18 protein-coding genes and 1 tRNA gene are annotated in these 19,458 nt (G+C 60.4%); 10 read left to right on the top strand and 9 right to left on the bottom strand.

What is annotated here, in order from left to right:
* From QZ853_RS01410 to QZ853_RS01400, 3 genes are read left to right on the top strand one after another with little or no spacing between them, the layout of a single operon-like run.
* Nucleotides 1-945, top strand: coding sequence for a DUF58 domain-containing protein (locus tag QZ853_RS01410; RefSeq protein ID WP_295570125.1), 945 nt, complete (start codon nucleotides 1-3; stop codon nucleotides 943-945).
* Nucleotides 938-2,890, top strand: coding sequence for a DUF3488 and transglutaminase-like domain-containing protein (locus QZ853_RS01405; protein WP_295570123.1), 1,953 nt, complete (start codon nucleotides 938-940; stop codon nucleotides 2,888-2,890). The genes QZ853_RS01410 and QZ853_RS01405 overlap by 8 nt, the downstream gene beginning before the upstream one ends.
* On the top strand, nucleotides 2,887-3,414 hold the full coding sequence (locus QZ853_RS01400) for a Slp family lipoprotein (RefSeq protein ID WP_295570120.1): 528 nt from the start codon (nucleotides 2,887-2,889) through the stop codon (nucleotides 3,412-3,414). Before QZ853_RS01405 ends, QZ853_RS01400 begins: the two co-directional genes overlap by 4 nt.
* A 102-nt stretch (nucleotides 3,415-3,516) precedes the next feature.
* Here the strand turns inward: QZ853_RS01400 and QZ853_RS01395 are convergent, their stop codons facing one another.
* The 4 genes from QZ853_RS01395 to dnaX all read right to left on the bottom strand — a co-directional run bounded on the left by QZ853_RS01395 (nucleotide 3,517) and on the right by dnaX (nucleotide 7,002).
* The gene (locus QZ853_RS01395; protein WP_295570117.1) at nucleotides 3,517-3,876 is read right to left on the bottom strand and encodes a histidine triad nucleotide-binding protein; all 360 of its coding nucleotides are present in this window, start codon (nucleotides 3,874-3,876) and stop codon (nucleotides 3,517-3,519) included.
* Nucleotides 3,877-3,957: 81 nt separating this feature from the next.
* Entirely contained in the window at nucleotides 3,958-4,557 is a 600-nt protein-coding gene (recR, locus tag QZ853_RS01390) for a recombination mediator RecR (RefSeq protein WP_295570115.1), read from the bottom strand.
* Between the two features lie 78 nt (nucleotides 4,558-4,635).
* Nucleotides 4,636-4,956, bottom strand: coding sequence for a YbaB/EbfC family nucleoid-associated protein (locus QZ853_RS01385; protein ID WP_010483846.1), 321 nt, complete (start codon nucleotides 4,954-4,956; stop codon nucleotides 4,636-4,638).
* A 6-nt stretch (nucleotides 4,957-4,962) separates the two neighbouring features.
* A complete protein-coding gene (gene dnaX, locus QZ853_RS01380) occupies nucleotides 4,963-7,002 on the bottom strand; it encodes a DNA polymerase III subunit gamma/tau (protein ID WP_295570113.1) in 2,040 nt (679 codons plus the stop codon).
* Nucleotides 7,003-7,146: 144 nt separating this feature from the next.
* On the opposite strand from dnaX, the gene QZ853_RS01375 reads away from it, so the two are divergent.
* Both QZ853_RS01375 and QZ853_RS01370 read left to right on the top strand, forming a co-directional pair.
* Nucleotides 7,147-7,239 (top strand) — tRNA-Ser (locus QZ853_RS01375).
* A gap of 82 nt (nucleotides 7,240-7,321) precedes the next feature.
* On the top strand, nucleotides 7,322-8,743 hold the full coding sequence (locus tag QZ853_RS01370; RefSeq protein ID WP_295570111.1) for a DUF6538 domain-containing protein: 1,422 nt from the start codon (nucleotides 7,322-7,324) through the stop codon (nucleotides 8,741-8,743).
* Nucleotides 8,744-9,236: 493 nt separating this feature from the next.
* Here QZ853_RS01370 and QZ853_RS01365 read toward each other — a convergent pair whose 3' ends face one another.
* Nucleotides 9,237-10,805 (bottom strand): MobA/MobL family protein, encoded by a 1,569-nt coding sequence (locus QZ853_RS01365; protein WP_295570109.1) that lies wholly within the window; start codon nucleotides 10,803-10,805, stop codon nucleotides 9,237-9,239.
* Between the two features lie 313 nt (nucleotides 10,806-11,118).
* Between QZ853_RS01365 and QZ853_RS01360 the strand changes: the two genes are divergently transcribed.
* The gene (locus tag QZ853_RS01360) at nucleotides 11,119-11,409 is read left to right on the top strand and encodes a hypothetical protein (protein WP_217015265.1); all 291 of its coding nucleotides are present in this window, start codon (nucleotides 11,119-11,121) and stop codon (nucleotides 11,407-11,409) included.
* 44 nt (nucleotides 11,410-11,453) lie between these two features.
* Here QZ853_RS01360 and QZ853_RS01355 read toward each other — a convergent pair whose 3' ends face one another.
* On the bottom strand, nucleotides 11,454-12,209 hold the full coding sequence (locus QZ853_RS01355) for a reverse transcriptase domain-containing protein (protein WP_295570106.1): 756 nt from the start codon (nucleotides 12,207-12,209) through the stop codon (nucleotides 11,454-11,456).
* A gap of 469 nt (nucleotides 12,210-12,678) precedes the next feature.
* On the opposite strand from QZ853_RS01355, the gene QZ853_RS01350 reads away from it, so the two are divergent.
* Together QZ853_RS01350 and QZ853_RS01345 are read left to right on the top strand one after the other, a co-directional pair.
* Nucleotides 12,679-12,975 carry a hypothetical protein gene (locus QZ853_RS01350; RefSeq protein ID WP_295570105.1) on the top strand — a complete coding sequence of 99 codons (297 nt, stop codon included), beginning with the start codon at nucleotides 12,679-12,681 and terminating at the stop codon, nucleotides 12,973-12,975.
* A gap of 62 nt (nucleotides 12,976-13,037) precedes the next feature.
* Nucleotides 13,038-15,005, top strand: coding sequence for an AAA family ATPase (locus tag QZ853_RS01345; RefSeq protein ID WP_295570104.1), 1,968 nt, complete (start codon nucleotides 13,038-13,040; stop codon nucleotides 15,003-15,005).
* 171 nt (nucleotides 15,006-15,176) lie between these two features.
* On the opposite strand, the gene QZ853_RS01340 is transcribed toward QZ853_RS01345, so the two are convergent.
* From QZ853_RS01340 to QZ853_RS01330, 3 genes are read right to left on the bottom strand one after another with little or no spacing between them, the layout of a single operon-like run.
* Nucleotides 15,177-15,395 carry a hypothetical protein gene (locus QZ853_RS01340; RefSeq protein ID WP_295570103.1) on the bottom strand — a complete coding sequence of 73 codons (219 nt, stop codon included), beginning with the start codon at nucleotides 15,393-15,395 and terminating at the stop codon, nucleotides 15,177-15,179.
* 38 nt (nucleotides 15,396-15,433) lie between these two features.
* Nucleotides 15,434-15,733: a hypothetical protein gene (locus QZ853_RS01335; protein ID WP_295570101.1), complete on the bottom strand. Its 300-nt coding sequence runs from the start codon at nucleotides 15,731-15,733 to the stop codon at nucleotides 15,434-15,436.
* A gap of 13 nt (nucleotides 15,734-15,746) precedes the next feature.
* Complete coding sequence (locus tag QZ853_RS01330) at nucleotides 15,747-16,226, bottom strand: hypothetical protein (RefSeq protein WP_295570099.1); 480 nt, start codon at nucleotides 16,224-16,226, stop codon at nucleotides 15,747-15,749.
* Between the two features lie 95 nt (nucleotides 16,227-16,321).
* Between QZ853_RS01330 and QZ853_RS01325 the strand changes: the two genes are divergently transcribed.
* Both QZ853_RS01325 and QZ853_RS01320 read left to right on the top strand, forming a co-directional pair.
* Nucleotides 16,322-16,669, top strand: coding sequence for a helix-turn-helix transcriptional regulator (locus tag QZ853_RS01325; protein WP_236509661.1), 348 nt, complete (start codon nucleotides 16,322-16,324; stop codon nucleotides 16,667-16,669).
* A 523-nt stretch (nucleotides 16,670-17,192) separates the two neighbouring features.
* Nucleotides 17,193-19,403, top strand: a complete 2,211-nt coding sequence (locus QZ853_RS01320; protein WP_295570097.1) for a hypothetical protein — start codon at nucleotides 17,193-17,195, stop codon at nucleotides 19,401-19,403.
* Nucleotides 19,404-19,458 lie beyond the last annotated feature (55 nt).

Raw genomic sequence — 19,458 nt, 5'->3', positions numbered from 1 at the left:
GTGGCGTCGCGCTGGGCCCGACTACAGCTGCTGGCGCGCCCGCGCCGGCCGGAGTCCCTTCCACAGCGGCTGGACCGCCATCGCATCTATGTGTTGCCGACCCGCTTCGGACTGTTCGTGGCCACCCTGCTGGCCGCGATGCTGCTGGGCGCATTGAATTACAACAACAACCCGGCGCTGCTGCTGGCGTTGCTGCTGGCCGCGGCGGGCGTTGCCAGCGCCATCGCCGCGCACCTGCAGCTGTCTGGCGTGCAGATCGATGCGGTCAGTGCCGAACCCGTTGCGGCCGGCCAACGCCTGCGCGTGCGCGCGGACCTGTCACTGCACGACCCGCGTGCCCGCCATGGCCTGCATCTGCAGCTGGGTGACAGCGACGCCTGGATGTCCCTGCCGGCGCACGGCCGCGGCGAGGTGGAGCTGGCGCTGCTCACCGAGCACCGTGGCTGGCTGGAACTGCCGCGCATCCGCGTGTCGACCACCCAGCCACTGGGGTTGGTGCGTGCCTGGTCGTGGATATGGCCGGAACAACCGTTGCTGGTCTATCCACTCGCCGAAGCCCAGTCGCCCGCGCTGCCCGAGCGCGGCAACGATCCGCTGCACACCCGCGCCCACGCCAGTGGCGAGGAACTGCACCAGCTGCGCCCGTATCGCAGCGGCGATGCCCCCCGCAGCATCGCCTGGAAGCATTCGGCGCGGCGCGACAGCCTGCTGGTGCGCGAGTATGAAAAGCCGGTTGGCATCGAGGTGGTGCTGGACTGGCGCACGCTGGCGCCGCTCGGCCACGAAGCCCGCATCGCGCGACTGGCGCGCTGGGTCGACATGGCCGAGCGCGAAGGGCGGCGCTACACCCTGCTGCTGCCGGCGCACCCGCCGTTCGGCCCCGGCCAGGGAGCGTCCCATCACCACCTGTGCCTGCGCGCGCTGGCGCTGATGCCGCATGGCTGATCCTGCCCTCCTCCTCGATCGCAGCACGCGCAGCTGGACCCTGGCCTGCGCCGCGCTGGCCCTGTTGCCACTGCTGCTGCAGTTGCCGCCGGTTCTGGCGGCGGTGATCGCGGTCGCCGCGATGCTGACCGCTGCGCTGTCATGGCGACGCGTGCTGCCGATGCCGGTGCGCCTGCTGCTGGTGCTGGGCATGCTGGCGGCCATCGTCTGGCAGATGGGCATGGTGCGGCCCGGCCGCGATACCGGTTGCGCCCTGCTGGCGGCGATGCTGGCGATCAAATCCAGCGAACTGCGCACGCTGCGCGATGCGCGCAGCCTGCTCGGCTTTGCCCTGTTCGCGCCGTTTGCCGCGTTCCTGCTCGATCAGGGCCCGCTGACCACCACGCTCGCCGCGCTGGCCGGCGGCGGCGCCCTGCTCTCCCTGCAACGCCTGGCGCAGGATGAAGGGCACGTGGGCCGCTTGCCGTGGCGCGGGCAGCTGCGCGGCATCGGCCGCCTGCTGGCGATCGGCCTGCCACTGGCACTGGCTGGCTTCTGGCTGTTCCCGCGCCTGGCGACGCCGTTGTGGGGCGTGCCCGAACGCGCGGTCGGCAGCCCCGGCCTGTCCGACAGCATGGAGCCGGGGCAGTGGCTGGACCTGATGGCCGACGACACGCCAGCGCTTCGCGTGCAGTTCTTCGGCGCCGTCCCCGAGCCCACGCAGCGCTACTGGCGCGGCCCGGTCCTGACCGACTTCGATGGCCAACGCTGGACCCGCGATCCGGCCAGCGCGCGACGGCCCACCGCCGTGGTCGACGCCGGCGCGCGCGGCTGGGACTACCAGATCGATTACGAGCCGACCGACCGTCGCCTGCTGGTCGCGCTGGACCTGCCCAGCCAGGCGCCGGAAGGCAGCCGCTTCGACGCTGACATGAGCCTGCGCAGCGACCGCGCCCTGTCCGCGCTCAGCCGCTGGCGCCTGCATTCGGCCCCGCCACAGCGCTTCGACGCCACCCTGCCGCCCTATCTGCGCCACGCAACACTGCGCCTTCCCGCTGGCTCCAACCCACGTACCGCGCAGCTGGCGCGGCAGTGGCGGCAGGATGCCGGCAGCGATGACGCCGCCATCGTCCGCCGCGCGCTGCAGTGGATCAGCCAAGACTTCTCCTACACCCTGGAAACGCCGCCAGCAGGACGTGACCCGGTCGACGAGTTCCTGTTCGGCTACAAGGCCGGCTTCTGCCAGCACTTCAGCTCGTCGTTCGTGGTGCTGATGCGCAACGCCGGCATCCCGGCACGGGTGGTGACCGGCTTCGCCGGCGGCACCCGCAACCGCATCGGCGATTACTGGGTGATACGCCGTATGGACGCCCATGCCTGGGCCGAAGTCTGGTTGCCGCAGCGCGGCTGGGTGCGCGTCGACCCGACCGCCGCAGTGGCACCGGAACGCATCCTGGACACACTCGACGACCGCCTGCAGGCCGCAGGCGCCGACAGCCCGCTGCAGCAGCGCTGGCTGCAGCTGGGCCAGATGGGCGACTGGCTGCGCCGCGGCTGGAACGACCTGGTCCTTTCCTTCGATGCCCGCCGCCAGCAGCAGCTGCTTAAACCGTTCGGGCTGGACGAGCTGGGGCCCGGACAGCTGGCTGCCGGCTTTGTGACGGCCGCGTTGCTGGCGCTGGCGTGGATGGCCTGGCTGCTGGCCCGTGGCGAACGCGAGCGCGATCCGCTGCTGCGCGCCTGGCACCGCCTGGACCGGCGCTATGCCCGCCTGGATCTGGGCCGCGCGCCCCATGAAACCGCGCAGCAGTGGGCACAACGGGTCCATGCCCGGCGCCCCGATCCTGCGCTGCTCGCACTCAGCCAGCGTTTCGCCGACGCGCGTTACGCTGGAACTTGCACCGACCTCGCTTCATTATTGCGGGACCTGCGCAGGCATCGCCCGACTTCCGGAGCCTCCCCATGAACACCAAGTTCCTCCTCACCGCTGTGGCCACGCTGGCCCTGTCGGCCTGCGCCACGGCCCCCAAGCCGCTGCAGGGACAGTTCAGCCTGGTCTCTCCCCGCGACTCGGTCGCCACCCAGCAGGTCGGCACGCCGGTCCGTTGGGGCGGTCGCATCATCGAAACGAAGCCCGGCCAGGGCGAGACCTGCTTCCAGATGATCTCGCGCCCGCTCAACGCCAGTGGCCGCCCGAACACCACCTCGTCCGACGCCAGCGACGGCCGATTCATTGCCTGCCGCGCCGGCTTCTACGACCCGGCGGTGTTTGAACCCGGTCGCGACGTAACCTTCATCGGCAAGATCGACGGCTACCAGAACACCCGCATCGGCGACTACGACTACCGCCTGCCGAAGCTGTCGGCCGATGTGATCTACCTGTGGCCGGAACAGCGCCAGGTCGATGTGGTGCCCTACCCCTATGGCCCATGGGGCCCGGGTCCGTATGGCCCTTACTGGGGCGGTTACGGCCGCTGGGGCTGGTGGTGATCGCCATGCTGCACGCGTGACGGAAAAGGCCGCCCTCGGGCGGCCTTTTTTGTTATCCCCGCATGGCGTGGATCTACAGCGCTCCTGCGTGGATGGGTGGGCTCAACGCCCTGGTGCCCCGAAATGCCCCAGCTGCCCACCGGCCAGCAGGTGCATGTGGATATGGAACACGGTCTGCCCGGCATGCTCGCGGCAGTTCATCACGATGCGGTAGCCGTCCTGCGCGAAGCCTTCGCGGCGCGCGTACTCGGCCGCGGCCAGCGCCAGCTTGCCGATCAGGTGCGCCTGCGAAGGCTGCAGGTCATCCAGGGTCGGGATGATCTCGTTCTTCGGAATGAACAGTACATGCACCGGCGCCTGCGGCGCGATGTCCTTGAAGCCCAGCACCTCGTCGTCTTCATAGACGATGGTGGCCGGAATCTCGCGACGGATGATCTTGCTGAAGAGGGTTTCGGTGCTCATGGCCGGCCTCGGCGGGGGGACCTGGCATTGTATGCAACGACCCCCGCCGTACGCGCGTGACGAGGCGCACGAAGTTGCCGATCAATCGCGGAATTCGCTGCGCGTCCCGAAGGCATGGGACAGCGTGCCGCGATCGACGTATTCCAGTTCACCACCCAGCGGCAGGCCCTGCGCCAGGCGGCTGGGCTGCACCTTGCGCGCACGCGCCAGCTGCGCCAGGTAATGCGCAGTCGCCTCGCCTTCGACCGTGGCGCTGGTGGCAATGATCAGTTCCTGCACTTCGCCCTCGGCCAGGCGCTGCTCCAGCTGCTCGAGCCCGAGTTCGCGCGGGCCGACGCCATCGAGTGGGGACAGGCGGCCCTGCAGCACGAAGTAGACGCCGCGGAACCCGGTCGCGTTCTCGATCGCCAGGCGATCGGCCGGCGATTCGACCACGCACAGCTGGCTGCGCTCGCGACTGTTGTTGGCACAGGTCGGGCACAGCTCGGTTTCGCTGAAGTCGCGGCACTGCGCGCAATGGCCGATGCGCTCCACCGCCATCGCCAGCGCTTCGGCCAGCCGCTGGCCGCCTTCGCGCTCACGCTCGAGCAGGTGGTAGGCCATGCGCTGGGCAGTCTTCTGGCCGACGCCAGGCAACACCCGCAGCGCATCGATCAATTGTTCAAGCAGGGGTGCGGACACGGCGACAGGCTTTGTAGCGTCGAGCCATGCTCGACTGAAAGGCTCGGTAGCGTCGAGCAGGCTCGACGCTACCCACGATCAGAACGGCAGCTTCATGCCCGGCGGCAGCTGCATGCCGGCGGTGGCCGAACCCATCTTCGACTTCGACTCGGCGTCGATCTTGTTCGAGGCGTCATTGAAGGCGGCGGCGATCAGGTCTTCCAGCATTTCAGGGTCGCTGGCCAGCGACGGGTCGATGCGTACCTTTCGGCACTCCTTGGCGCCGGTCAGGGTCACGCTGACCATGCCGCCACCGGCGCTGCCGGTCACTTCGATCCTGGCGATTTCTTCCTGGGCCTTCTGCAGGTTTTCCTGCATCTTCTGGGCCTGCTGCATCAGTTGGGCGATGTTTCCGCGCATGGTGTCTTACTCGTCAAAAGAACGGATGGAATCGGAAACAACCCGGGCACCGTGCTGTTGGATCAGCACCTGCACTTCCGGGTCGTCCATGAAAACGGCCTCTGCCTCCTGCTGCCGCTCGCCACGCTGGCGGTCGGCACGCTGGTGCAGGGTCTCGGCCGGAACGTGCTCGGTTTCCACGGTCTCGACCACGATCTTCGGCGCCTGACCGAGGGCCTTTGCCAGCATCTCGCCCAGGGCGCTCAGCGCGCGCTCCGAACGCAGGTATTCAAATCCGGGCGAAAGGCCCAGTTTCAAGGTCCCGTGCTGGCAACTGATGAAGGCCGCGTTGGCGGCCAGCTGCCGCGACGGACCGCTCAGGCCGCTGTTGGCCACCAGATCCAGCCAGTCCTCGGCGGTAGCCAGCTGATTGATCCCGTCCTGCGGCGCCAGCTCGGCCGGGGCAATGGCAATGCCCTCGGCGCGGAACGGACGCTCCAGCTCGGCAGGCACGACGCCGGCAGGCGTAGCGGCCGGCGCAGGCGATTCATGCCAGGGCGCGACCATCGCGGCCTCCGGGCCGGCCATTCCGGCCGCCAATTCCTCGTCGCGGGCCTGGGCTTCGTCAGTGGCCCACGGCGGCAGATCATCGGCCGCACCGGAGTTCGTGGCCGCAGGTGCGGCCTCGGCCTTCACCGGCGGCGGCTGCACCGGCTCTTCCACCGGAACCGGTTCCGGTTCTGGCGTCGGCTCAGGTTCGGGCTGCGGGGCCGGCTCAGGCTCCGGTTCGGGCTCGCGCGGCGCAGCCTGTGCCGGCGCTGCCACCTCCGCAACCACCGCCGGACTGGCCGACACAGCGGCCGCCGTTGCAGTCGCGCCGTGGCTGCCGGCGCCCGCACCGCCTCCAGTCGCATTGCCGACCGGGGCTCCACCCGACGCACCGTCCACGGCCTTCGGCACCGGCGGCACTGCGGCGGCCGGACGGAACGCCAGCATGCGCAGCACCGCCATTTCAAATCCGGCGCGCGGGCTCGGCGCCAGCGGCAGGTCGCGACGACCGTTCAGGGCCATCTGGTACCAGAGCTGCACCACTTCCGGGCGCAGGCGCTCGGCGAAGGCGGCCGTGTCCAGGCCCTCTGCAACGGCCGCACCCGGCACCAGCTGCTGCACCTGGATGCGGTGCAGGCCTTCGGCCAGCGCTTCCAGCACGCCACTCCAGTCCGGCGAGAATTCGGCCAGCGCGGCCACCACCTGCAGCAGGCGAGGGCCATCGCCGTCAGCCAGCGCGTCCAGCATCGCCGCCACCTGGGTGCGATCGACCGTGCCCAGCATGGTGCGCACCACGTCCTCGCGCAGCGCGCCGCCGGCATAGGCAATTGCCTGATCAAGCAGCGACAGGCCATCGCGCAGGCTGCCGTCGGCGGCCTTGGCCAGCTGCACGATGGCAGTGCTGTCGGCCTCGATCTCCTCGGCCGCCAGGATGCGGGTCATCTGCCCCTGGATCTGGTCTTCATCCAGGCGCTTGAGGTTGAACTGCAGGCAGCGGCTGAGCACGGTGACCGGCAGCTTCTGCGGGTCGGTGGTGGCCAGCAGGAACTTCACGTGCTCCGGCGGCTCTTCCAGCGTCTTCAGCAGCGCATTGAACGCCGCCTTGGACAGCATGTGCACTTCGTCGATCAGGTAGACCTTGTACTTGCCGCGCGAGGGCATGTACTGCGCGTTCTCGATCACCTCGCGCACATCGTCGACACCGGTGTTGGACGCGGCGTCGATTTCCAGCAGGTCGATGTAGCGGCCGGCGTCGATGTCCAGGCACGCCGCACACTGGCCACACGGATCGGCGCTGGTGCCCTGCTCGCAGTTCAGCGACTTGGCGAAGATGCGCGCGATGGTGGTCTTGCCCACGCCGCGGGTACCGGTGAACAGGAACGCATGGTGGACCCGGCCGCTGTCCAGCGCATTGCTGAGCGCACGGACCACGTGTTCCTGGCCCACCAGCTCGGCAAAACGCTTCGGACGCCACTTGCGGGCAAGGACGAGATAGGACATCAGGCCACCGTTTTCCATCGGATGTTCCATTGTGCCATGCCTGTCCAGCCCCCTCGCCTCCGGCACATCTTTCGCTGGTTCCTGGCCGGGGTGCTTGTGAAGTGCCGCGCCGCCCGCTAGAATCTGCGCCCCTGCTGAGGCGTTTGCCGATGGCAGGGATCCGGAGAGGTGTCCGAGTGGTTGAAGGAGCACGCCTGGAAAGTGTGTAAGCGTCTAAACCGCGCTTCGGGGGTTCGAATCCCCCTCTCTCCGCCAGACTCTGCAAACCCCTGAGAAATCAGGGGTTTTGCTTTTCTGGGCCTAGCAAGGGGCAGGACACAAATCGGGACACATCCCGATGAGAGTTCCCCATCACTTGATCAAGACGCCAGCGGGCTTTTCGTTCCGCCAACGCGTGCCCGTCGACCTCCAGCCCCTTCTGGGCTGCCGAATTCTCAAGCGGAGCCTTCGAACGCGCGAAATGCGCAGCGCCCAAGCTTGCGCCCTGGTCCTGGCCGCCCGCTATGCTGAGGTCTTCAGCGCCATCAGGAAGAACGGCATGGGTGAGAAGACGGCAGAGCAATGGCTCCAGGAGCTTCGAGGGCAACGGCTCCAGGACTACACCCTGGAACGAGACGCCAATGGCACCCTGCGTATCCAAGCGGAGCCCGGCGAAGACACCGAGGCACTGACTCGCGCCATCGAGAGTATCGGACGGGTCAACCCTGCGTTCTTCGGCGCGGCAGCCGCCCCGGCAGTTCCCTCCAAGCCGCAGCCCAGCAAGATCCTGTCGCTGATGGAAGCGCGTGATCTTTGGCTCAAGGCCATCGCCCCAGACACCATCCCCAAGACCTACAGCATCAAGAAGTCGGCGATTGACGGGTTCGTGCGCACCACCGGCCCTGACTATCCCTTGCCGAGCATCAACCGGATCGACCTGTCGAACTTCTATCAGTCACTCGCCGACGCTGGCATCTCAACCCCAACCCGAGTGAACAAACAGTCCTATTTGGGTGGATTCTTCGACTGGTTGATTGCCGCTGGCTACTATACAGACAGCAATCCGGCCCGAAGCCATGTCTCATACGGCAATAGCGCCAAGCGAAAGCGGCGCAAGCTAGGCTTCAAGGCCTTCGATCTGAAGCAGATCAGCCTCCTCTTTGCTCCCTCGGCTTTTGCCACTTTGTCACCTGCCGCGCGCTGGGCAGCCTTGTTGGGCCTGTATACGGGCGCCCGTGCCTCTGAAGTTGGGCAGCTGCTGGTGAGCGATGTGCAAACGGAGGGAGGGGTGGCCTACATCCATATTAATGACGACGGCGAGCACCAGCGCCTCAAGAGCGAGGCCAGCATCCGGACTGTCCCGATCCACGCCGACCTGATTGCCCTGGGCTTCGGCGACTATGTTGCAAGCCTGCCCACTTCAAGCCGTCTCTTCCCCCAAGCGAAGGCCAATGCCGTCAATGGCGCAGGGAACTGGATCTCCAAGGCCTTTACCCGCCACCTTGCTGAGCATGGGAAAGCGTGGCCCAAGGCCAAACGCGGTTTCCATTCCCTGCGTAAGACGGTCATCCAGCAGATGCAGGGCTTCGGTGTCGCCTCAGAAATGCGCGCCCAGATTGTCGGCCACGAGCTTGATGATGAGCACCATCCCGTCTACAGCAGGGAATTCACCCCGGCAGAAAAGCTCAATGGGCTGGTCACCCCTGAATTCAAGACAGCAGGGCTCTCATCCTTGAGCTTCAATCTTGAGCTCGCTGCACTGAAGAAGTTGCTGGGGTAGCGGATCTCCGCGCCAGGAAAATTACATGGAACGTCTAGGAGTATCTCTAACGGGCCAACATTGGCACTGACAAACGCCACAACTATTGCGATCAACGCAAATGGTGGTTTTATGAGAGCTCCCCCACGTTAGGAGCTTCATATGCCCTTAGAAAGAAAGCTGGCTATCGCTAGTCGAGTGCTATGCCCTTTGATTGCCCAAGACCGGACACGAGACACGCAAGAGCGGATCGAGGACATCATTCACGCATTGGAAATCGCCGACGAACTGATCAACCGATGCATGGTTCCAAAACCACCGGCCGACGACCACACTCTGAAACCTGCAGTGAGAGTCAGGGAGAGCCTAGTAGAGCGTGACCAGGTGCAGCTGAGCGACATGATCTCAGAGCGTCGTGGCGCGGTGTCCAAGCCCACTCGCGGACCTACCTATCACTGAGTTTTCGAAACGAGGTTAGCTAAAGCCCCGGCTCGCCGGGGCCTTCGCTTGTCTATCAGTGCAACCGTGCTCCGGGATCTCTGACAGGATTCATTACGAGCAAGGGGTCGGCTGGAATAGGGGCTTCAGGAGCGTCAATGGGCGCATCCTCCACCGGATATCTACGCAGCAACACTTCACTCCAATTCTCCAGCTGCGAGAGGGACTCATCTGTCTGACGGCAGTAGTCTTCCTGAGCCTTAGGGCCAGTGGCCTCGTGAGCGCGTTGATACTCCTTGCGTCCCAGCTCAACAGCCCTGACACGGCGCGCCCGACGCCGCGACCAGTCTGAGCGATTCAGGAGCCCTGGACGTGGGTTCTGGCTTTCGAAGTTCTCCAAGGCAAATTCTGCTTGGGCCAATACGTGCTGGGCACGGTCTTCAGATTTCAGCCTACGCTTGAAGCGAAGAGCATCCCGCTTCAACTTCTTCAGTCGCGCGAGCAGTTCTTCCAAGTCGCCACGGAGCCTGGGCGCTGCGACATGAGTGGATATCAGAGCAGCACTGCTGCGGAGCAACCTGCGCGTGAATTTGAGCCTATCTCGCAGCGCCTCTATCCACGCCTCCGCCCACATCTCCAACACTTCCTTCAGGGCCTGCTTGGATGCGGTGGCCTGCGGCTGCCGCGCCCCTTCATCTGCAACCGCCCCAACCGGCGTGACTTCCCTGGCCACGTTACCTTGAGGAGTCACTCCACCAGGAGACAGCATTGATTGGATGGCAGCATGCGAAGGAACCTCGCGCGGGCCAACCGGCATTGCTTGATCAGATGCGGGTTCCATCAACCTGCCCTGCTCTGCCAGGTCAGCGACGGCGCGATCCCAAGCGGCGCTGTTGGCCTGCCGGATCCCGTCATTGCCCTGCTTCAAATCTGTATCCATGCCTCGGCGGTGCAAGGCAGTGGCGTCTTTGCCCATATGAAGTCCTGGAGCACGGGAAAGCTCAGCCGCTGTGAGCTCATCCCCTTGCTCTGCGGCCTCAGCCGCTTGGTCCTTAAGGCTACGATGATCGACACGGGCCGAGACACCTGCAGCAGCAAGATGGGCATTGATAGCCTCTCCTACCATCTGGCGAATCCATTCCACCTCCCCTCGACCTGAGGGGCCACCATCCAGCTCCCTGGTCTTGTCCTTCAGGCCCTCTGCGTCCATACGCCTGGTCGTGGCTAGGATATGGACGTGATAGTTGAGCCCGTCAGCGGTCTGCGGCTCGTGGATGCTGGATTGGACAGCGAACCTGTAACGCTGGACCAAGCAGCGCGATATCTCTGCTGCCAGATCGGAACGCTGCTCGTTGCTCAGTTCGTGGGGCAGCGCCACTTCGAACTCACGGGCAACGGTAGCGTCTTTGCGTCGCTCTGAAGCCTCGGCTGCAGGCCAAAGCTGCCGAGGATCGAAAGCCCAATCAGGAGCGTCGTCGGGAGCGAGGCAACGGGTCTCAACGACCCCGCCACGCCTTCGATAGTCGTGCCGGAGCCCGGTGCGGTCATCGATTATGAGCAGCCCCGCCCTGTAGGCAGCGGCGGCGGTGGATGCGTGCCCTTGGGCACGGCTGAAGGTCTTTACTCTGGTGTGATAGATGGCCATTGATGCTCCTTGTTCTGGCCCCCGCACTTGCCTTTATGCCTACGTTTTAGGCTTTGGCAAGCGCCTTTTTAGGGGGTCAAGGAGCACAGCCTCTTGCGCACGCATTGCCCGAAGGGCAATGCCTAAGTGCGCTCTTGCGTTTGATTCAGGGCGCGCTATTTAACGAGAAAGCACTGGCCAGTTGTTTTCTCAAATAGGCAGCGCTACGCTTCGGAAAAGAGCCGCCCAAAGGTGGCAGCGACTCAAGACCATACATTTGGAGTAAACCGGCCTTCGCCCCGAACAAAGCAGCAACAGCCTCTAGGAGAATGTCATGGGTGGCGCAAAGAGAATGCTTGAAGAGCATGAAAGGAAGCTGGGCATAGCAACTCAGATTGCAGTCGAGGCTGGCGCCCTGAAGACATGCGAACTTCACGATGACACGTATATGGAAGGGGACCGGGACGTCCAGGAAGCATACAAGCTAGGAAACACCAAGTTCACCAGGGGCGAAATCGCAGGTGAATTTGAAAGTCGCACTGAAATGACCGACTACATCAAGCAGGCTGTTGAAGAGCTCGCCAATGATGAGTGCGGAAGTTGCGCCAGGTGGCGCGACGACTGAGCGCAACGCAGGGGCCCTTCCTCCTTGCGAAGAAGGCTAGAAGATCAGGGGTAGAGTTTGCTCAATTGCGCATCGTTGACGGAAGCGACGTAGCCAAGGATTCCCATGGCTACCGCATCGCAGCTGGCAACCATGAGCGCCTCGCGAAATTCAGCCATTCGCTCCTCTGAGATGACAAGCGAATTGTGAGAAAGCTCGACATTGAAGACGGTAACAAGCGTTGAAGGTCCCTCCGTCTTCTCTTGATTTAGGGAAATTCCCGCTTTTTCTGCTTTCTCGCCTAACTTGGCCTTGATCTTATCCAGCTGGCCGATGTCCAACGAAGAAATGACGATGTCGTCCATGTAGACACTCACCGTGATTCCTTCTTGCGCTGACAGCTTCCGGAGATACGCACCGACTCTACTCTGGTCAAGTGCGAGCGAAGCAAGTAGAGGCGATTGGACAAAGCCATAAGGGAGCATGGTCTTCGTTGCCCCTGGAGCGATGACAACGCTGGCGCTGGCCATCCCCCTCGCTTCAACGTAAGAGAAGTAGCGCTTAAGGCATCTGGTTACACGCGATAGGTTGATGCTTCCGAAGAAGTTCTTCAGGTCGCATCTAAAAAAATAGGTGCTATCGGCATGGGCTCGAAGTGCTGCAACGTGCCCTCCCTTTCGCAAATGATAGTAGAAGGGAGGAGGCGACCAAGCCTTTGCCACTCTGGCCCGGATTTTTTCACCTACAGCCCTGCTAGCAGGTGTGGGAACAAAGACCCAACGCCCTGACTTTACTTGAAAGCGATGCTCCCACCTTTTCATCCCTGGCTCGACAGTAGTTAGATGCCATGTTCACGAGCGCCGCGACCAGGCGGAACAATCCGCCAAGGAACGACAAGCACGCATGAACTAGGCGGGTCTTACGGAGAAATTTCTTCATAAGATCGCTCCTCTATTCATAGCTCTGGCTTACCTAGCGCAAGGCGCATGGACATTAACCAACAGGGTGAGCCAAATGGCGCACACCGGTATCGCGTAAGTCACTTGGTGACGAATAGAGGGATAGGCTGAGTTCCTATCGCCAGAGCGCCCCAATTGTATCCCGGGCTCACTGCACAAGGAATAGGCCAACCCTAATACCTAAGGCTAAGACTCGATACGTGCCCTCGCCACGGGCAAATGTGGTGCAATTGACCAAGGGGCATCTAAAAGAACCAAGATGACTGTCGGTATTTTGACGGCCGCAACTCTCGCCCCACGGTCTGAAACATAAATGGGGAGGGAAGGAACCATGTCTAAGAACGCCGCACTGTTGGCAATCGAGCAAGGGCTTTGTCTTGAGCTTCGATATGACGGATTCTCGCGATTGGTGGAAGTCCATGCGGTAGGCACGAGCAAGACCGGTCAACTCTGCATGCGTGTCTACCAAGTGAGCGGCGGCTCGGTAAGCGGCGAAAGAGCAGGCTGGAAGCTGATGCTCATCGACAAGAGCTTCTCGGCACATGTCTCAAAAATCCGGTCAGACGCCCCCAGAACTGGCTACAAGAGAGGAGACCGGGACATGCTGACGATCTACAGCGAGCTTTAGTCTCGCGGTCGCCCCTAGGGCCCGATAGGGCGAGATCACACACGGACAGGATGCCCTGCGCTATGCAACTTCTAAATGCACGTATCAAGAATTTCCGGTCTCTGCGCGACATCTCCATCAGCTTTGAGGCGCACACAGCTCTGATCGGTGGCAATGGCGCCGGAAAATCCAGCATCCTGAAAGCCCTTGAGAAGTTCTACTCGACCAGCAAAGCGCTGGATCCGGATGACTACTTCGGCCGTGACACTACCTTGCCAGTAGAGATCGAGTTGACCTTCGGGGAACTGAGTAGCGCCGAACAGGAGACTTTCGAGAGTAGAGTTCGGGAGGGCACGTTGACTGTATCCAGGATCTTCGATGGAACGTCCTCGTCAGGTCGCTACTATGGCTCGACGCTCCAAAATCCGGACTTCTCTCCCATCCGCGCCATCAGTGGTGCGACTGAGAAGCGGGCCGCTTACAAGGCTCTCAAGGAAGAGAACGCCACTTACACCAGCCTTCCCAGCGCGACCAATGCCGCACAGATTGAAGGGTATCTCCTCCAGTGGGAGCAAGAGCATCCCGATGCCTTGACCCTGTTGAGGGACGATGGTCAGTTCTTCGGGTTCCAGAACGCGGGGCGAGGCGCGCTTCAACGTCATACCAGCTTCGTCTTTGTTCCGGCAGTTCGAGAGGCCTCACTTGACGCCGCTGACGGTAAAGCAAGCGCCATTGGAAGGCTACTGGAGATCGTTGTTCGCAGTGCAATCCTTCAAAGACAGGATGTGCGAGCTTTCCAGGAAGAGGTGACGACGCGCTATCGCGCTCTAGTTGAGCCTGCAAACATGCCGGAACTTGGCGAGCTCGCAACCCGCTTAACTGGCGACCTTAAGAGCCTGTATCGGGACGCTGCAGTGGGGCTAAAGTGGCGCGAAGTCGCAGATATCGCTGTGCCCTTGCCTGCCGCAGATGTCTCATTGAGTGATGAAGGCTTCGGCGGACCCGTGGATCGCCAAGGTCATGGCCTTCAGCGCGCATTTGTCTTCACGCTTTTACAGCACTTGGCCAAGACTAGCCATCAAACTCCCGCTGCCGAGGGGAAATCGGAGGAGGAAGCTCCCTCGACTACACCGACAGCGGCCCCGAGCCTCATCCTGGCAATCGAGGAACCGGAGCTCTACCAACATCCGACTAAGCAGCGTCACTTAGCAAGCGTTTTGAGAGGTTTGAGCACCGGGAACCTACCTGGTGCGACCGGCCCCACACAGATCATTTTTGGCTCTCACTCACCGATGTTCGTTGCAATGGAGCGAGCTAATGAAGTGCGGCTTACCCGGCGAGCAAAGTCGACTGACAGCAAGTTCAAGCATGCGCAGCTCACATCGCTGAGTCTAGACAATGTCGCCGCCCGACTTGAGAGAGCAAACAACAAGCCCGCTGGGTCTTGGACAGCTGCAACTCTCACCCCAAGATTGCATATCCTTGGAACTGAGCTTTCGGAGGGCTTCTTCGCGAACGGCGTCGTCCTGGTTGAAGGAAGAAGCGACCGTTCTGCGCTTCAAGCATGCGCGCGGCTGCTCGGCCTTGACTTCCATGCTGCGGGCATCGCAATTCTGCCTGTTGAGGGGAAGTTGAACCTTGATCGGCCCTATGCTGTATTCACAGAGCTGGAAATCCCGACCTTCATCCTATGGGACTGCGATCTGAACAAGAAGGAAGCAGGCGCTAACCCAGCGCTGCTTCATCTAGCGGACGCTAACGCTACTTACGATGAGCCGCTCTCAACCCGGATAGCCAAGAACTATGCCTACTTTGATGACACGCTTGAAACAGTGCTGATCTCAGAGCTTGGCACCGAGCTGCATCAGCAGTGTTTGGCAGAGGCATGTGAACCGTTTGGGCTCCCCCCCAGCAAGGACACACACAAGATTCCGGAAGTAATGCATCAGGTGTTGGCATGTGCGAAAGGCAAAGGAGTTAGCTCCCCCACGCTGGAAACCCTTGTCAAAGCGATTTGGTCGCACCTCGCTCCTGAGGACACTGAGGCTTGAGACGGGCCTCATCTACCTCAGCCGATGGCCCCCAACGGCCATAGATCGCCATAGTCAGCTCAGCAAGCTGAGCGTTCATCCCAAAGCTTCAAACACGATAGGCGTGGGAGGGCGTTTGCCCTCCCTTCAATCGATAGACGGCTCAAAAGCATCCAGGTGTCGGAACCGCAATCAGAATATCGATTGGCGCTTGCTTCGGGCAAAGCGGCGACGGAGCAGCCACGGCAGCCCCCACAGCATCAAGAGGGGCCAGAAGACAAGCTGCCCGAACAGCATCAGCCCGAAGACTGCCCCTTCAGCGGTAGTGCCCTCCTCAAACACCACGCTGCAGAGCCACCACAGGGCCACGCCCGTGATAAGCCAACGGACTACGTTGAAAAAAATCCACATCTGAACCTCCTAGCCAGTGCTTGGTGGTGGACTTGAATTCAGCGGCGGTCTACGACAGTCCAAGTGCCATCGACCTTGTCGATGACGAAGGTGCCAACGAGCTGCTGCTGCTCAATGCGAGTGCCGATCTGGTAGCGGGCCGTTCCAGTGACACTGCACGCGTAGCCCGGACTGTCCCCACGCACGCAGTTTCCTACCTTCAAGTGCTCAAACGTCATCGTCGTGCCTGTTGCCTCTTTGAAATACGCCGTCAGCGCATTCTCAACATCGCCACTACCAGGGCCACCCGAGCAGGCGGCCAGCAGCACTGCGGCGGAAAGCGTCCAAAGCTTCTTCATGTCAGCTCCTTGATCAGTCGATGAGTAGGCAGTGACTGCCCGGATTGGTTGCAGTGCCAGGCAGGACTTCGCTATCGATCACTGACCCAGCTTTGTTGATGACGATCACGATCTGGCTGGGCTGGGCGGACGAGTCTTCATCGCGCTCGCCGAGGTAAGCCAAGGCAACAGCGCTTCCGAAGTTGTAGACCTTGCCGAAGCCAATGACGCTATGCGCTTCGGCAGGCAGCAGCACCGGCTTGCCATCAAGCTTGATAGCGAGCTTGTAGTCCCGGCCCTCGGCGGGGTCGATCCGACCAATGCTTGTTCGCACGGGACCGGTGGGGATCGCTGAGCCATGACCCGTCGCCCAGATGAACTCCGAGACCTTCGGCTTCCCTCCCCCACCCGCCTTGAACTGGCCGCTCTGCAGTTGGCACGACAAGCTTTGCGCAGCCTCGGCAGAAGCAGCGAACGCGAAGAGACCCACCACTGCCCAGTGCCTCATATCCATACGACAGCCTCCAAGTTGATTTTGCGTTGAACGCAAATGACCAGCTAAGCTTATGCCGTCAAACTCTGGAGAGTCAACGTGTTTGCTTTTACCGGATGCCAGCACCTCAGCCCACGCCTACAGCCCTCGGCCATCGCCTACGCGCAGCACGCGTCGCCAAAGGCTGGACCCAAGCTCAGCTAGGCGAAATGCTCATGGGAGTAGATGACTCAAATACGACGGCCCCTCGGATCAGCCGATATGAACGAGGGATGCACAAGCCGGATTTGGAGACAATCGAGAAGCTCGCGGAGCTTCTAGAACTTCCTGCGGCCTACTTCCTTGCTGCATCTGATGTTGTAGCTGAGGCCATCCTGGTGCTGTCTCAGCTTAATCCCAAGCGCCAAAAAGAAGCACTACAGCTCCTGAGAAAGCTTTCCGACAGGAATGACTCTTCTGAATGAACCGAGAAGCCAGCAGAAAGCCCACACTCTCAACGAAGCTACTTTTCATTCATTTAATAAGCTAGGCCTGCGCAAAAGAATCACTGACACTGTTGTTGGCCAGGTCAGACTACTGAGGATTGCAATGAGCAGCTTAAATGTGCACAGCGTTCATTCGAAAGGAAACCTTCAAGAGGAATCACTATGGATCCAGGTAACAGAGGACATAGAAAATCTTAGCTATTACCTCGTTTGTGACACCACCTATACGGACGAGAATCACATATCGAATGAGCTTCGTCATCTCTTCTGGTTTCCAAAGAAATCCGCAAAGAAAGGAGACTGGATACAGCTCGCAACTCGAAACGGCAAAAGCACAACACTTGAGAACGATCAAGGGACCACCACACACGTTTTTTACTGGAACCTTGGACGAACTGTGTGGAACAGATCCGGTGACGCAGCTTTACTTTTCGACCTTCGGACCTGGAAGGCTACAAAGGTCTAAATCAATTAGGAACGCAATCAAATCACGGAGGATACGATGGCAAAAACAAAGAAGATCAAGCCCCCGATGGGCCGAAAGCTTAGCAATGAAGCTGAAGTTACGAATTGGCTGGTCGACCTGATTGAGTCTGATAAATTACATGAGACAATTTTAGGTAAAGAGAGCATTGAGGAAGTCACTCTTGCAATTGACGACCCCTACGTAATACCGAAGTTCTCAATTGACTACGCAAGCCGACTGGCAAGCGCTAGATCATCAAATTTTGTGCTGGAACAGCTCCGCAATTTGGAAATAGTTTCGATAGACAGGAGCATTTCACTAGACAAGGGTGAGGTGCTTCGACCTGACATCATTGCTTACAACCCCGAGTCGAGGGTGATAGTTCTCTTCGAAGTAAAGCGTGACAAGGGGCCGGAGCGCCAAGCCATCTCGGAGTTGGCAGGTTACGAGCATGAACTTCAGAACTTCTTCCCGTTCTTGTCCAACATGGATATCTGCTTTGTCCTAGTTGCCAAGGACTGGTCAGATCTCATGTCGCACGGGCTGGCAGGCCTCACAACTTGGGCAGGAAAGCAGTGCTTAGCGCTCAGTCTCGACTACGACGCAGTTCCTAGAGAACTTCGCTGCAAGATTGTGGAAGCCTGGAGTCTCACTGGCTCCACAACCATCCCCGACGATGCGCTTCAATGCTACGACTTAGTTCTCTATGACAAGAACGAGCAAGAATCGCTTTCAACCGACATCGAAGTTCCAAGACTCATCCAAACAGCAATTGATATGATCGCCAGAAGCGGGGACCGCATGCGATCCCATGGCTTTCTTTTGCTTTGGAGAGATATATCCCCATTCCCACTGCAATGGGTAATAACACTGTGCACCTTCGACTACGGGGTCTTCGCTTCGAGATCGTCTGCGAATGAACGCTCAAAGGTTTCTAAGATTTCCTCTTATTTCCTTGAAGAGAACGATCTATCCTATGGATCAATGCCCAAAGGAGGTTATGAAATCCCTAAGACCTCAATAGATCTGCTATCCGAAGAATATGATGTACAGATTGAGAATCACAGCAACTGGAAGCAGAAAGTTAGCGCGCATAGACTACGATCCCAACCAGTGATTTATGAATTCTGGGGCGCCCCCGGGGACTTCGCAAGAGATTTCATATCTCAGAAAAGTGTTCGCAATATTCTTCTTACGTTCTTACCACAATCCAAACTTGATTGGCGCGACCCGATAGTTGCAGTCCCGCTCATCGAATATATGACTGACAGGCCACCATTCGCCGAAGGCAAGGTATTATCTCGCGACCTGCTAGAGGCGGGAATCACCCTTGGATCGCTGGCGACGACCTGCGTCAACATGAACGCTATCCTGCAAGATTCGGAAGAATCTCGCAATAAAGAATCGTTAACAGTGTATTCGGCGCGCTTTAAATGGATCCTGCCTGAAGCAGTAGTGCTGATGGCCGAGCTAGCCCAGCTTTCACTATCCTACGATGATCTTGAGCCGCCGCCGCCGCTAACCAACGACTTCACCAAAGTCGAAGATCACATTGATAAAATCGTCGCGTGGGTCCACGAGGACCTAATAGGCGACAACCATGAAATACATTCGGACTCTTTCATCCTGGGCCTTAGCCTTGGGTTTGCTTACGAGTATTTCTCACAGTCGCAGACTACAGCGGGTGCGCTTAAGGAGCTTAAGGAGCTTAAGGAGGCCAGCAGTAACGCAATTCATTTCTGTGAACAGACTGTACTCGTTCTAATGAAGCGTGCGGAAGATAATGAGATAGGAGATCGGGCAAAGGACGAGGCGAGAGACTATCTGCAACAGCTGGCAGCCCTTTATCCGCGCGAATCCGAGAAGAGCAGCACTAGGACAATTCTGGAGAAGCTTTCTTTTCCAGTTTTGCTCCGCGCACTTCGCCTATGTGCGGACGCAGTCGACTCTTTCCTAAATCCGGTACATCACACTCTTCGACCACTAGCAATAGTTAATTTAGACATGACCGCAATTAAGAACGGCATAGAAACTATATTTAGACGCGGAGATAGAAGGCCGGCTGTAATGATTGATTCTTCGGGTCGCTACGGAACCGGGCACCTTCCCGAAGAAGGGAAATTTCTCCCGGAACTGACAAGCACAGACAATGAGGTTTATTTCGCCGACTACAGACCCGGAGTTTCCATAATAAAGAAGGTTACCTGGGCTGAGGTGGCCGAGAAGCTATCTGCCGGTCATAAATGAGGCGTGAAGTATCCGAGCGAAAACACAGCATCCGCTAGCCAGAAGCCCCGCATCG

It is taken from the genome of uncultured Stenotrophomonas sp. (assembly GCF_913778665.1).
GTDB lineage: Bacteria > Pseudomonadota > Gammaproteobacteria > Xanthomonadales > Xanthomonadaceae > Stenotrophomonas.
This window is presented reverse-complemented; position numbering and strand designations above follow the sequence as displayed.